Source organism: Pseudomonas frederiksbergensis (assembly GCF_000802155.2).
Taxonomy (GTDB): Bacteria; Pseudomonadota; Gammaproteobacteria; order Pseudomonadales; family Pseudomonadaceae; genus Aquipseudomonas; species Aquipseudomonas frederiksbergensis_A.
In genome coordinates, this window is the sequence record NZ_JQGJ02000024.1 from 17,644 (window position 1) to 31,902 (window position 14,259).

The 14,259-nt window shown below is 62.0% G+C and carries 10 protein-coding genes and 1 pseudogene; 6 read left to right on the forward strand and 5 right to left on the reverse strand.

Annotation, left to right across the window (positions count from 1 at the left end; all coding sequences use genetic code 11):
• Position 1 precedes the first annotated feature (1 nt).
• Complete coding sequence (locus JZ00_RS26525) at positions 2 to 3,427, forward strand: non-ribosomal peptide synthetase (protein WP_039594190.1); 3,426 nt, start codon at positions 2 to 4, stop codon at positions 3,425 to 3,427.
• Between the two features lie 31 nt (positions 3,428 to 3,458).
• Positions 3,459 to 3,932, forward strand: coding sequence for an SRPBCC family protein (locus tag JZ00_RS26530; RefSeq protein WP_039594191.1), 474 nt, complete (start codon positions 3,459 to 3,461; stop codon positions 3,930 to 3,932).
• An 89-nt stretch (positions 3,933 to 4,021) separates the two neighbouring features.
• On the opposite strand, the gene JZ00_RS32105 is transcribed toward JZ00_RS26530, so the two are convergent.
• Together JZ00_RS32105 and JZ00_RS32110 are read right to left on the reverse strand one after the other, a co-directional pair.
• On the reverse strand, positions 4,022 to 4,807 hold the full coding sequence (locus tag JZ00_RS32105; RefSeq protein ID WP_411829956.1) for a methyl-accepting chemotaxis protein: 786 nt from the start codon (positions 4,805 to 4,807) through the stop codon (positions 4,022 to 4,024).
• Positions 4,808 to 4,876: 69 nt separating this feature from the next.
• Positions 4,877 to 5,902, reverse strand: a pseudogene (locus JZ00_RS32110) (HAMP domain-containing protein); the annotation flags it as partial.
• A gap of 264 nt (positions 5,903 to 6,166) precedes the next feature.
• Here JZ00_RS32110 and JZ00_RS26540 point away from each other — a divergent pair.
• From JZ00_RS26540 to JZ00_RS26550, 3 genes are all read left to right on the forward strand, one after another.
• The gene (locus JZ00_RS26540) at positions 6,167 to 6,667 is read left to right on the forward strand and encodes a sigma-70 family RNA polymerase sigma factor (protein WP_039594193.1); all 501 of its coding nucleotides are present in this window, start codon (positions 6,167 to 6,169) and stop codon (positions 6,665 to 6,667) included.
• 4 nt (positions 6,668 to 6,671) lie between these two features.
• A complete protein-coding gene (locus JZ00_RS26545; protein WP_039594194.1) occupies positions 6,672 to 7,655 on the forward strand; it encodes a FecR domain-containing protein in 984 nt (327 codons plus the stop codon).
• Positions 7,656 to 7,740: 85 nt separating this feature from the next.
• Positions 7,741 to 10,245, forward strand: coding sequence for a TonB-dependent siderophore receptor (locus JZ00_RS26550; RefSeq protein WP_039594195.1), 2,505 nt, complete (start codon positions 7,741 to 7,743; stop codon positions 10,243 to 10,245).
• 84 nt (positions 10,246 to 10,329) lie between these two features.
• Here the strand turns inward: JZ00_RS26550 and JZ00_RS26555 are convergent, their stop codons facing one another.
• On the reverse strand, positions 10,330 to 11,403 hold the full coding sequence (locus JZ00_RS26555) for a fatty acid desaturase (RefSeq protein WP_039594196.1): 1,074 nt from the start codon (positions 11,401 to 11,403) through the stop codon (positions 10,330 to 10,332).
• A gap of 100 nt (positions 11,404 to 11,503) precedes the next feature.
• Between JZ00_RS26555 and JZ00_RS26560 the strand changes: the two genes are divergently transcribed.
• Positions 11,504 to 12,508 (forward strand): AraC family transcriptional regulator, encoded by a 1,005-nt coding sequence (locus JZ00_RS26560; RefSeq protein ID WP_039594197.1) that lies wholly within the window; start codon positions 11,504 to 11,506, stop codon positions 12,506 to 12,508.
• Positions 12,509 to 12,661: 153 nt separating this feature from the next.
• On the opposite strand, the gene JZ00_RS26565 is transcribed toward JZ00_RS26560, so the two are convergent.
• Positions 12,662 to 13,900 (reverse strand): type II toxin-antitoxin system HipA family toxin, encoded by a 1,239-nt coding sequence (locus JZ00_RS26565; protein WP_039594198.1) that lies wholly within the window; start codon positions 13,898 to 13,900, stop codon positions 12,662 to 12,664.
• Positions 13,893 to 14,141, reverse strand: coding sequence for a helix-turn-helix domain-containing protein (locus JZ00_RS26570; RefSeq protein ID WP_039594199.1), 249 nt, complete (start codon positions 14,139 to 14,141; stop codon positions 13,893 to 13,895). The genes JZ00_RS26565 and JZ00_RS26570 overlap by 8 nt, the downstream gene beginning before the upstream one ends.
• Positions 14,142 to 14,259: the final 118 nt, after the last annotated feature.

Below are 14,259 nucleotides of genomic sequence, written 5' to 3' on the forward strand. Positions count from 1 at the left end.
GATGAGACGCCTCGAAATCGCAGTGTCTGGCCGCAGCCAGGCCCTGGCCGAACTGGCCCGGGAACTTGAACAACACGGCCATGGTGTCGTGGATTTGCAATCACCGGCCAGCCATGGCGCGATCGACCTGGTGATCGACGACGGCACGGCGCCATGCTCCATCGCGGCGGGTTTTCAGCTTCAGCTGCGCGTGGCACTCCAAACAGTGCCGGGCCAGGCATTGCCGCAACCGGTGGTGTTTTTCCGTGACGGGGCGCAGCGGTTGCTGATCCAGGAAGCGATCACTGAACCGAGCGACGGCAACGGCCAGTCGCTGCGCCAGCATGCAACAAGGGCACTGGTCGAGCACGGCGCACGGCTGGTCAGCCACTTGTCGCGCGATGAATGTGGCTTCGACCAGTGGCCGACGGCACGGCACGAGCCTACCGGCCAGCCCGAGCAGGCGCTCGATGCGCTGGAACCGCTCGCGTTCGAGCACCGTCTCAACCGACCTGCGGTAGCGTGGCTGCTGGCAGCCGCGAAGGTGCCGGTGATGCACGACATCGAGCAGCGGATGCTCGACGACGCGTCAAAACCTGCCCTGCGGGTCGAGGGCCAGCTCATCGACTACAGGACCTTGCGCGATTCAGTGCTGCAACTGCAGGAGGCCATAACGGCAAGCATGCGAGGAGCAGCCGATCGCCCAAGGGTGATTGGCGTGTGCCTGCCTAAATCGGCGCGACTGTATGCGGCGATCCTGGCGGTGCTGGGGCTCGGGGCGGCGTACCTGCCGCTGGACCCGCAACACCCCGCGCAACGCCGACGCTTCATTCTCGACAACGCCAAGGCCGACCTGTTGCTGCACGACGGCGACAGCGACCTGGGCGAGTGCCCGACGCCGACGCTGAATGTCCATCGGCTGCCTCCGTCCAAGCCCGGCCTCCCGGCTTCGACGATCCGTCGCGTGGTGGATGCCGACGACCCGGCCGTGGCGATCTACACGTCCGGCACCACCGGCCAGCCCAAGGGAGTCTTGCTCAGCCATCGCAACCTCAGCCATTTCTGCGCCTGGTACGGTGATCATGTGGGGCTGCGGCGCGACAGTCGCGCATTGCAGTTTTCCACCATCAACTTCGACGCATCGTTGTTGGATATCCTGCCGACCTTCATCCAAGGTGGGCTGCTGGTGGTGCCCAGCGAGGACCAGCGTCGCGACCCGCAGCGACTGGAGGCGTTGATTCGCGAAGAGCGCGTCAGCCACGCCTTCCTGCCGCCTGCGCTGTTGAGCGTGATGCCGCTGGAAGGGCCCCTGGGGCTGGCGCACCTGATCACTGGCGGCGACGTTTGCGAGCCTTACGTGATCGAGCGACTGGCGCCACAGTGCCGCTTCCACAACATCTATGGCCCGACGGAAACCACGGTGCTGGCGACTACGCGGCAATTCGCCGTCGGTGACAGCAACCGCAACCTCGGCACGCCCATCGCCAACGGCCGCGTGCTGATCCTGGACGAACAACTGCAACCGGTGCCACAAGGCACGCCTGGCGAGTTGTACATCGCCGGGCCCGGGGTCGGCCTGGGATACCTGAACGATCCCGCGCTGACCGCCAGCCGTTACCTGGACCTGACGCTGCCCGCCGGGCAAACACTTCGCGCCTATCGCACCGGGGATATCGGCCAGTGGACCGACAACGGAATCGAGCTGTGCGGCCGCCGCGATAACCAGGTGAAGATCCGCGGCTTTCGGGTCGAGCCCGAGGAGATCGAACATTGCCTGCGCGACAGCCAGGTGTTCCGCCAGGTGGCAGTGGGTGTCGACGAGCGACGGCGGATCCTCGCATTCCTGGCGAACCCCGTTGACGATCGACCCGGCGCGGCGCTCCACGTCCTGCGCCAGCATGTGCAGGATTCGCTGCCGAGCTACATGCACCCAGCGGCCTACATCGAGCTGCCCAGCCTGCCTTATACCAGCAATGGAAAGGTTGATCGCCGGGCATTGCTGGCGTCGGCGGGATCGGTCCAGACGGGTCAGCAAGGGCGCCAGCCGCAAAATGCCTTGGAGACGCAACTCCAACAGCTATGGGCCGAGTTGCTGGAGTTGCCGGCCGAGGACATCGCCACCGACGAGAGCTTTTTCAACCTTGGCGGGCATTCGATCCTGCTCTCGCAATTGCTGCTCAGTATCCGCCAGTCGTTTGGCCGCAGCCTGTCAATCAACCGCTTCATCGAAGCACCCACGTTGATCACTTTGGCAAAGTTGCTCGACGGTCCCGAACAGAGCGATCCATCGACCCTGAGCCCCCAGGCCTTCATCGACGCCGAAGCCGAACTCAACCTCGATCCGCTGCCCATCAGCCAGTGCGGTGATGTACATAAAGTGATAGTGACCGGCGCCAACAGCTTCCTCGGCGTGCACATCGTCGAAGCGTTGCTGGCGTGGGGCGCCACGGAAGTGGCGTGCCTGGTGCGAGAATCCGGCGGGCAAAGCGCGGCCCAGCGCTTCGCCCAGGCCCTGCGGGAAAATCGCCTTGAGCATCTGGACCTGAGCCGTGTCAGCGTCTACGCCGCCGACATCACCCAACCGCAATTGGGCTTGCCGGACGATACCTACCAGCGCATCGACAGCACGTTCGGCGCGTTGGTGCACAACGCCGCCCACGTCAATCATGTGCTCGACTATGAGTCCCTGGCGCCGGACAACGTCGAGCCGATCTTTGAATGCCTGCGCCTGTGCGAAGGGCGCAGCAAAAAGATCTTCAACTTCGTCTCGACGCTGTCGGCCTCCAGCACCCTGGACGCCAACGGGCAGGTGCTGGAGCAGCCCGCCGCCACTACACCACCGATCTACATCAAGAACGGCTACAACCTGTCCAAATGGGTCGGCGAGCGGATCCTGCAACGGGCCCGGGACCTAGGCGTCCGGGTCAATCTGTTCCGCCCCGGCAACATCAGCTTCAACAGCCAGACCGGGGTTTGCCAGCCCCACAAGAACCGCTTGATGCTGATGCTCAAGGGTTCGATCCAACTCGGCCAGGTGCCGGACCTGTCGCTCAATTTCGACCTGATGCCGGTGGACTTCCTCGCCCGTTTCATCGCCTTCCACGCCAGCCGTTACCAACCCAACCAAGCCGTCTTCAACCTGCACAATCCCGAGCCCTTGAGCTGGGACGCGTATGTGGCGTCGTTCCGCGACAGTGGCCGGGAATTCTCGTTGGTCAGTGTCGCTGACTGGCAACAGCAGCTGGCGCGGGTCGACGCCGACAACGCGCTGTTCGGTGTGCTGGGTTTCTACCTCAACGGCTTTGAGGAAGACATCGGCGACATCTCGCTCATCCGCCATGACAACGCCCGTTCCGGCGTGCGGCAGATGGGTGCCCATTACCCGGAAAAGTCCCCGGCCCTGCTGCGCCGCGGCGCCGATTACCTCAAGGCCATCGATTTCATCTGAAACAACCCAACCCAACGCAAGGAGCAAGACCATGAGTGCTTTTCAACCCGACACCCTGATCAAGAACCCTCAAGCCTGCCATATCGAAACCTCGGTAGAAGTCCCCGCCGATGCGGCGCAAGTCTGGGACATGGTGGGTGATTTTGGCGGTTTCAACCGTTTCATCCCGGCGCTTGAGCGCATCGAAATGACCGGCAAAGGCGTGCGTTCCCTGCGCAAGAAGATTTTTTGCGATAGACAAAACCTGGTGGTGGAGCAACTCAACAGCCGTGACGACCACGCCATGCACATGACCTGGACGCTGATCTACAACACCCTGGGTATCGACAATCTCTGGGCGGCAATGCGCGTGGAGCCCCTGGGCGACAACCGTTGCCGCGCCACCTGGACGATCATTGCCGACCACACCGAGGCGCATACGCGGGAGGGGTTCAGGGATTTCCTGCAAGGCTTCGCCGATGAGGCGATGGGGAATGTGCGCAAGCAGTTTGCTGACCGGGCCTAATCGAGGCAGCCCGCGCCCCCGTGGCGAGGGAGCTTGCTCCTTCATCACAGGGGACCGGGTTGGATCGAGTAAGGACTGGTGCGCCTGGATCAGATCTTGAAGCTGTCCACCAGTTGCTTCAACCGATTGGCCTGCTGTGACAAAGCATCGCAATCCTTCAGGGTTTCGTTGAGGTTGGCGACGCTTTGCTGGTTCAACAGGTTGATGTGGCTGACGTCCATGTTGAGGGTCTCCACCACGGCAGTCTGTTCCTCGGTCGCGGCGGCCACGGACTGGTTCATGCCGTCGATTTCGCCGATACGCTGGGTCACGCTGACCAGGCGCAGGCCGGCCTGGTTGGCCACCTCCACGCTTTCTTCGCTGGAGGTCTGGCTGGCATTCATCGTCGATACCGCTTCACGAGAGCCGACTTGCAGCGACGTGATCATCTTGTGGATTTCTTCCGCCGACTCCTGTGTACGGTGCGCGAGGTTGCGCACTTCATCGGCCACCACCGCAAAACCACGTCCGGCCTCACCGGCACGGGCCGCTTCGATGGCGGCGTTCAAGGCCAGCAGGTTGGTTTGCTGGGAGATGCCCTTGATCACGTCGAGGATGTGCCCGATGTTGTCGGTGCTGGCGTTCAGGGTTTCGATCTGGGTGCACGACAGGCTGATTTTCTGCGACAGCTCGGTCATGGCCTGGATGGTTTTTTCCACCACTTGGCGACCGTCGTCCGCCTGTTCGCTAGCGCCACTGGCATGTTGCGAAGCATCGGCGGCGTTACGGGCGATTTCCTGGGTCGCGGCGCCCAATTGATTGATCGCGGCGGCCACGCTGTTGGTGCGCGCGCTCTGCTCATCCGAACCGACAAGCGAGGCGTTGGAAGACGTCATCACCCGTTGCGACAAGTCATGGACCTGCCGCGTGGCGGAAGACACTTCAGCGATCGAGGCGTGGATACGCTCCACGAACTGGTTGAACGAACCACCCAGCACCGCGAACTCATCCTTGCCCTGCACCACCAGGCGCCGGGTCAGGTCGCCTTCACCCTGGGCGATGTCCTGCATGGCGCGACCCATGGTGGTCAACGGACGCATCAACACCTGGATCAACAGGCTCAGCAGCAACGCAATCACCGCCACCGCGACGAACATCGCAATCAACGCAGACGTGCGGAAATGGCTTAGCGGTGCGTAGGCCTTGCTCTTGTCGATCGACAGGCCGATGTACCACTCGGCGCCCGGCAAACCGGTCACCGGGGTGAACGAAAGGATGCGGTCCTCACCGTTCAGCTCGACTTCCTGGATGCCCTTGCCGATGCGCACCGGGGTGCCGGGGTAGATGTCCTTGAGGTTTTTCATCACGTGGTCTTTGTCCGGGCTGACGATCACCTGACCGTCGCCGCTGACCAGGAACGCATGGCCGATACCACCGAAATCCACGGAGTTGATGATTTTCACCAGGGTTTCCAGGCTCAGGTCACCGCCCACAACGCCAAGCAGCTCGCCGTTGTGCTTGACCGGCAGGGCAATGGTCACCACCAGGCCACCCACCGCTGCCAGGTAGGGCGGGGTGAGCATGGTTTTATCGGCGGCGACGGCCTGCTTGTACCAGGGACGCTGACGCGGGTCGTAGCCGTCGGGCATCTTCGCATCGGGCCGCTGGGTGAACACGCCGGTGTTCTGGCCCACGTAGGTGAACTGGAAGTTCGAAGTCAGCGCCGGCTGGTCCACGAGCCCTGGCAAATCGGCAGCAGCGCCTTGATGAGCGATGTTCTGCGCGAGGTTTTCCAGCACCAGCACGCGCCCGCTCATCCAGTTCTGGACGCTGCTGGCCGTCAGGTCGCCGGACTGCTCGATGGACGACTCAAGGCTGCGACCGATGGTATTGCGTTGCAAATAATCGTTGTAGAGCGTGAACAGGGCAAAAGCCAGGACCACCACACCAGAGGCGGCCAGGAGGATTTTGTGGCTGAACTTGAGATTCATGGATGAGGCTTCTTATGCAGGGTGAGGGGTGCATTCCGGTTGAAAAACTTCCATGTACTGATGGGGGCAGATTGGATCCGCTCCATTTTGGTGCACGCTTACCTTGCTGTCGGCCAGCGCCTGGAAAAGATTAGCCGGTTGTACAATTGTCCGACGAGATGACCACTGAATCGGCAGGAGTCCACGGCGAACGGTGGTTGCAAATTTGCCGGGCGCTGATGACAATGCGACCTATTATCATTTGTGACCCAGGCTGTCGCGTTCATGTCTTCTCCCCAGTTTGCAGTACAGGCGCTCTACAGCAGCCACCACGGCTGGCTCCACACATGGCTGCGCAACCGATTGGGCAATGCCGCCGATGCGGCCGACCTCGCCCAAGACACTTTCGTGCGCCTGCTGCAACGCACCGAACGCCTGGAACTCAAGGCACCCCGCGCGTTCCTGCGCACCATCGCCCAGGGCCTGGTGATCGATCATTGGCGTCGCGAAGAAATCGAACGCGCCTACCTTGAGACCATCGCGCATCTGCCGCAGGCCCAGACCCCCAGTACCGAAGCCCAGGCGTTGATCGTGGAACTGCTGGAGGCCATTTCCCGCATGCTCGAAGGGCTCAAGCCGAAAGTTCGCAGGGCGTTCCTGCTTGCCCAGTGCGAAGGCATGACCCACAAGCAGATCGCCGAGCAGATGGGGATCTCGCTGCGGTCGGTGGAGCGCTACGTCGCCGATGCGCTGTATCACTGCTACGTGCTGCGCTATGAAGATTGAGCCGATGGAACAACCATCGCGCGGTCGCGGCCCGTCGCAGCAGGTGGTCAAGCAAGCGATCCATTGGCTGCTGCGCCTGCGTAACCATGCCGCCAACCCGATCCTGCGCCAACAGTGCGACGCTTGGCGCATCGCCCATCACGATCACGAGTTGGCCTGGCAACGGGTGCAGTCGCTGCACAGCGAACTCAGTTCCAACCTGCGCGCCGTGCCCGGTGCTCATATTGCCCTCGACACCCTGGAAACCAGCGCCCAGCGCCTCGGCCGGCGCCAGGCCCTGAAGCTGTTGTCCGGCGTTGCCGTGGTGGGGGCCGCCGCGTGGTTGGGCAAGGACCTGGGCTGGCAGCCATGGAATGCCGACTTCGCCACTGCCACGGGCGAACGACGCGGCTTCCAACTGCCGGACGGCACACGACTTGAACTCAACACCTACAGCGCCGCCGACCTCGACTACACCGCCAGCCAACGCCTGATCACACTGGCGCGCGGCGAAATCATGGTCACCTGCGGTCGTGATCCCGAGCGCCCGCTGCTGGTGAAAAGCCAAGAAGGTCTGTTCGAAGGGCTGGCGGGACGCTTCGTCGTGCGCCAGGAAAGTGGCTGCACGCGCCTGACTGTCACCAGCGGCCGGGTCGCCATTGGCTCGCATCGTGGCAGCGATGGCGCGCCGATCCAAGTGGAGGCCGGGCAAAGCTACCTCGTCAGCGCAACGACAGTGACCTTGGCGCCGCCCCAGGACATGGACGCCGGCGCCTGGGCGGACGGGTTGATCGTCACGCGCAACATGCGCCTGGAAGACTTCCTCAACGAGGTCGGCCGCTACCGTCGGGGCTACTTGAAATGCGCCGCTTCGATCGCGGACCTGCGCTTGTCGGGCGTCTTTCGCCTGGACGACATCGACAAGATGCTGGCCGTGCTTCCCCGCACGCTGCCTGTGCAACTGCATTATCGAACCCGCTGGTGGGTCACGGTGGAACGTGCGGCCTGATTTTTTTGGCGGGTTTTGCGAAGGCGTCCGGCTAGGACTGTAAGCAACGTTTATCTGCCTTCAGCGACTCCAACGGAAACCCATAATGACTGAGCGCGTATCCTTCAAGACCTCCTTCGGCCGTTCCTCGCAAACCAGCCTCTTGCGCCAGGCCGTCCGCGCCGCGCTGCTGAGCACCGCGCTGGGCGCCAGTGCCGTGCCGATGCTGGCTACCGCCGCGCAGGACGGCGTCACCGCCAGCCGCCAGAGCTACAACATTGCCGCAGGTCCCTTGGACGAGGTGCTGAACCAGTTCGCGCGCCAGGCCGGGATCACCCTGGCAAGCACCCCAGGGCAAACCGCTGGCCGCCAGTCGCCGGGCCTCAAAGGTGAGTATTCGGCAGACCAGGCCTTGGACCAATTGCTCAACGGCTCGGGCTTGATTGCGGTCGGCCAGGAGGGCAGTGGGTACGTATTACAAACCCAGGCCGTGGACGGCACACTGGCGCTGCCGACCACCGACGTCAAGGGCTTCGCCCTGGGTAACGCCCTGGGCAGCATGGCGGGCTACAACGCCACCCACAGCCAAGTCGCGACGAAAACCAGTACCGCCCTGCGCGAGACGTCGCAAAGCGTATCGGTGGTGACGCGCGAACAAATGGACGACCAAGGCGCGCAGACCGTGTCCCAGGCGATGCGCTACACCCCTGGCGTGCTGACCAACCCCTACGGCGCGACCCATCGCTACGACTACGTGGCCATGCGCGGCTTCAACGACGGCTCGGTGGACAACATCTACCTCGACGGCCTCAAGTCCATGGGCGACAGCGGCACCTACAGCTCCATGCAAGTCGATCCGTATTTCCTCGAGCGGGTCGATATCCTCAAAGGCCCGTCCTCGGTGCTGTATGGCCGCAGTTCTCCGGGTGGCCTGGTGGCGCTCACCAGCAAGAAGCCGCTTTACGAGGCATACCATCAGGTCCAGGCCACCGTCGGCACCCAGGGGCAGCGCGGCGTGGGCTTCGACTTCAGCGGGCCGGTGGACGATGAAAAACGCATCGCCTATCGCCTGATCGGCCTGGCGGACACCTCCGACACCCAGTTCGATCACAACAAGGAAAAGCGCTTCACCCTGGCGCCCACCGTCAGCATCGACTTCACCGAGGACACCTCGCTGACCCTGCAAGCCTACCTGCAGCACGAACCCGACGGCGGCTACCACGGCGGCGTGCCGGCCGATGGCGCGTTGCACAAGCGCAATGGCCGGCGGATCTCGGAGAACTTCTTTGAAGGCGAGCCCGGCGTCGACGTTTACGAACGTGACCAGCAATCGTTCGGTTATCAATTCGAACACCGTTTCAACGACGTCTTCACCGCCCGGCAGAACTTCCGCTACCTGGACTCAGACGTCACCAACAATCAGGTCTACGCCTATGACTGGACCACGCCGACCAGCAACGAGCTGAATCGCTATTACACGGGTGCCGAAGAAAAGCTGCATTCATTCATCGTCGACAACATGCTGCAGGCCGAATTCTTCACCGGTGCCACCAAGCACACGGTGCTGATGGGTGCGGACTACCAGCGGCGCAAGACCGTGGTCGATTGGACCAGCGGCAGCCTCGCCCCGATCAACGCCTTCGACCCGGTCTATGGCAACTCAGCCATCACTTACTTCAGCCCGACCAGCTACGTGCGGCGCCTTGAGCAGACCGGCGTCTATCTGCAAGACCTCATCGAAATGGACAAGTGGCGCTTCTCCCTGGGCCTGCGCCAGGATTGGGTCGAGACCTCGGATGAAAACCGCATCGCCGAATTCGGTCGCCCCGAAGGCACCGAGATCAATGACAAGCGCACCAAGCTCACCGGTCGCGTCGGGGCGCTGTACCTGTTCGATAACGGCCTGGCGCCGTACATCAGCTATTCGGAGTCGTTCAACCCCAACTCCTACGCCGACAGCGCCGGCAACCCGCTGGCGCCCACCGACGGCAAGCAATGGGAACTGGGCTTGAAGTCCCAACCGCCAGGCACGGATGATTTGTACACCGCCTCGCTGTTCCGCATCGACCAGGAAAACCTCGCGACCAAGCTGCCCCAGGAAAACTTCTATCGCGCCGTCGGCGCCGTTCGCTCCCAAGGCCTGGAGCTGGAAGCGCACGTGCAGTTGACCGAACAGTTCAAGGTGCTGGGCAGCTACACCTTTACCGATATCGAATATTCGAAATCGATGATCAGCACCCTGAGCACGCCCACCGACATCATCGAAAACAAAGGCAACTCACCGACCCAGGCCCCACGCCACATGGCCTCGGTGTGGGCCGACTACAAGTTCGACAGCGGCACGCTCGATGGCCTGCGACTGGGCGGCGGCGTGCGCTATGTGGGCGCCAGCTGGGTCGACGCGGAGAACACCATGAAGGTGCCTTCGTACACGCTGTTCGATGCGTCGGTGGGGTATGACCTGGGCAAGGTCGGCTTGAAGGGCGTAGATGTACGCTTGAACGCCAACAACCTGACCAACGAAACCTACATCGCCTCGTGCGCCAGCCTGAGCTTTTGCTACATGGGTGAAGAGCGCAACGTGGCGGCTACGGTGAGTTATCAGTTCTGACTGGTTCTCAGACCTGATTCATTCCCTGTGGCGAGGGAGCTTGCTCCATCGCCACAGGTTTACCTTCGCTCATAGAGGGAGCGATCAGGCCTGAACCGTCTCCGCCTTTTCCCTCGCGACACCGTCCTCGCCCGCAAACCGATTCGCCCGCCCGAACGTGCCGTAATCGTTGAACCGCACGCCCATCTCCCGCATCACCTGATGCGCCACCGGCACCGTCAGTTGCCGAATGTAGAACGGCTCCTTCACGACGAAGTGGTGGATGCCATGGCTACTGCCGAAGTTAAAGCAGAACGCCTGCAGCGGCCACAACCACCAAGGGTTCAACACCTGGGTCTGCTGGATGACATTGCCCGGCTCGATGTCGCCGTAGTAGTGCATGTTCGAACTGATGAAGTGCAGGCAAAAGGTGCGCAGCACATTCGGGCCGATGATCACCACCGCCGCGATGTCGATCACCTGCATCGTCGCCAAGGTACTGGCCGACCAGTCGATGGGGCTGCCAAGCAACCCGGCCACGGCGTTGGCGCCATGGAAACCGAGGAACACGTACCAGGCGCCCCAGTGCAACAGCGCCAGCGGGAAGTACACCTTCAACGTGCGCTTGAGAATGCTGCGCTTGTGCGCCCAGGTCTTGGCTCGCAGCAGGCGGATGAACGCCGACATCACGTTGTCACCCACCATCAGCAAACGCGCCAATCCCCACGGTTCGCCGTTGGTGATGGCGCGTTCTTCCATGTCCGCTTCGCTGCCGGAAACCTTGTGATGGTTGAGGTGCAGGTGGCGGCGGATCCACGGGTTGATGGTGCTCGGCCGCGCCAGCCACACCAGGCCCATCATCAGGTTATGGGACATGCGCTGCTTGCGGAAATACATGCTGTGGATCAGGTCATGCTCCAGCTCGTGGGTCAGGGAAGCGAAAAAAGCGTTGAGCAAGAGGCAGGCCCAACCGGCCAGCTCGCCGTTGATGTAGAGCAGCGCCGAGCCGATCATCCCCGCCAGGGCGAACGCCAGGATGCCCGCGCCCAACGCGTCCTGGTGCCGCAGGATCGGGTAGCGCCGGCGCAGTTCTTCGCCCCGGGCCAGGACAACCTGGCGGATGTGGGCGGCTCGCTGTTGTGCATTCAATCGCTCGGGGCTTGCGCAAGTGCCGTGCATGGCTTACATCCTCTGTTAACGATGTGCTCATCCTGCCGGGCGTTGTCCCATCGGGTGGTAGCCGTAAACGCCAACCTGTTGACCGCAAGCGCCAATTGTCATGACCGAACCCACCTCCCTCGCCAGCTGGACCCGCGCCCTGCGCAAGCAGCTCGATGCGCTGGGCCTGGACAGCCAAGCCTTATGCGTGGAGGCGGGCCTGGACCCGGTGTTGATGGACGACCCGAACGCCCGTTACCCGCTCTCGGCCACCACGCGCCTGTGGACGTTGGCGGTGCAGGCCAGCGGCGACCCGGCGATCGGCCTGCGCGTGTCGCGCTTCGTCAGCCCCACCACGTTCCATGCGCTGGGCTACGCCCTGGTGGCCAGCGGCAGTTTGCGCGAAGTATTCGAGCGGATCGTGCGGTATCACCCGGTGGTCAGCGATGCGCTGACCTTGCAACTGAGCCGCGGCGAAGACCGCTATCGCTTCAGCCTCGATGTGCCGACGGGACGTCCCGCCCCCGCCTTCGAAGCCATCGACGCGTTTGCCGCGATCTATGTGCGTACCTGCCGCAACCGGCTGGGCCGCGACTACGCACCGCTGGCGGTCTACCTGCGCCGCCCGGAACCGCTGGACCCCAGCCCATGGCACAAGGTGTTTCGCGCACCGGTGCATTTCGATGCCGGCCAGGACAGCCTGGAATTCAATCTGGTGGATTTCGACAGCCACCTGGACGACGCGAACCCGGAGCTGGCCGAACACAACGAAACCGTGCTCAAGCGCACCCTCGCCCAGCTCCAGCCGCTGACCTGGGAACGCAAGGTCCGCGCCGCCATCGAAGCCCAGTTGCCCGAAGGCGAACCCAGCGCCGAACGCATCGCCCAGACCATGCACCTGAGCCTGCGCAGCCTGCAGCGACACCTGGCAGACGAGGGCTGCCGCTTCGACGCGCTACTGAACGAATGCCGGGAGAATCTGGCGCTGCTGCATTTGCGCGATCCACAGTGCTCACTGAGCGAGGTCAGCTATCTGCTCGGCTTTGCCGACACCAGCAGCTTCAGCCGCGCATTCAAGCGCTGGACGGGCATGACGCCGGGGCAGTTCCGGGATGGGTTGCGTTAAGGATTTTCAGTGCCGGGCAGGGCCCTATCGCGAGCAAGCTCGCTCCCACATTGGAAACGGTGTGACCGCAATAGCTGCGACAACACCAAGCCCCTGTGGGCGAGCTTGCTCGCGATGACCTTCGCCCAGAGAACCCAAGCCCTGTGGCGAGGGTCAGTCGGCGCTGGGTTTAAGGCTGCGTGCAAGGCCCGATGTCCAAGCGTCGACCATTGCTTCCCCTGTCGCTCGGAACGGCTGATGACTATTCATGTAGCGACGCATTTCGACCAAGGCGACATCCATTCCATGAACCACCTGCTCCAACAATTCTTTGCAGCGCTTCTCTGTCAAGTTGCAGGCTGAGCGACCAAACCCCATCAGCATCTTATATTTCGGCCACGCTTTGGAGCCGCCCAGCAGGAGCGCCATGTTGTCATTACGAATGTAAACCGCAGTACTGACCAGGTCGTAGGCGGGTGCGAGCCTGATAGATGCGTCAGCGCCACAGTGGTCATAGAGCACCCCGAAATTCTTCAGGTGCGCATCACCATTTTTCAAACCAGCCGAAAGCGCCACGATTTTAAACAGAGACTCCAGCGCCTGATTGAGCTTATGAGGTGAAACGTACGCCTTGATCTGCCGGGCCGCGCCTTCATACGAACCGTCGTATTTGGTTTTAGAAGGAGAGCCGTTGAGCACACAGAAGTCCTCAAAGCCCAGGTATTCGCCAGCGCGTGATAAATCAAAACGCTTCACGATCAGAAATTTACCGCGTTCACTGAGCTCGAACTCCGGCACCTCAAGCCCTGCATGCAATGCGGCCCGCATACAAAAAAACTCGTTGGCGGCCAGCTCGGGAAACTCGTCCGCGCGAAAAGCCTTGATCAGGTGTGTGGCACCCCGGTGGGTCAAGCGATCGACTGTCGATGCGCTATCGCGTATGAGTACCTTGGGTTGTACGCCGGACACGCCCGAATACTGCCCATAGGTGTTCAGCAGATCGTCGAACAACCCCTCGGCCCCGTCGTGTACAAGCAAGTCAGCCAGACTGGTTTCAGGCGGCCCGGCCGGAATCTCCAGACGACCAATGCCCACCCGACCCAATTGATGAGGCCCCACGATGGCAAGCATGGCGAAGTCGTCAAAGCCTCGTACCGCTTTGCTGAAGCGGCGAACCAACTCATCACGCAAGGCACCTTCCGGCAGGTTCATCTCAAAAATGGGTGGTACGCCGGGTGCCCATGCGTAGCCTTCAAGACGCACCGGCATGGTCAGCGAAACCGACTGCTCCTCTTGCGCCCCCGTGGAATAGGCAAACACAGATTCACTGCGCTGCTGGCCCCGCCCAAGAACGCCAACCGCTGTTTTACTGATGGTGACTTGCAACCTGTCCAGGCCTTGCTCGTCAGCCATGGAAAGCATCCTTTTTCAGTGAGTCGAGCGTGGGACGTTTCGCAGGGCGAGCGACAGCTGTCAACTCGTAGCCAAAACCGTTGAGGATCGCTTCGACCTTGCGGATACCGACTTCCGCAATCGTGTTGTTTTCGATGCCGGAAATCGTGGCACGGCTCATGCCGTACTGCGCGGCCAATGCCTGCTGGGAGAGGCGGTGTTCTTTTCGAAGTCGCCTTATCAAATCGCCGAGGTTTTCCATCGCACTTTCCGCATCATATACAGTGCATGTCTATTAAATTTAGCGATATGCACTGTATTTAATTCATATTTATCTTGAAGTGTAGCGCATAAACATGTGTGTGGGAGCTTGCTCGCGA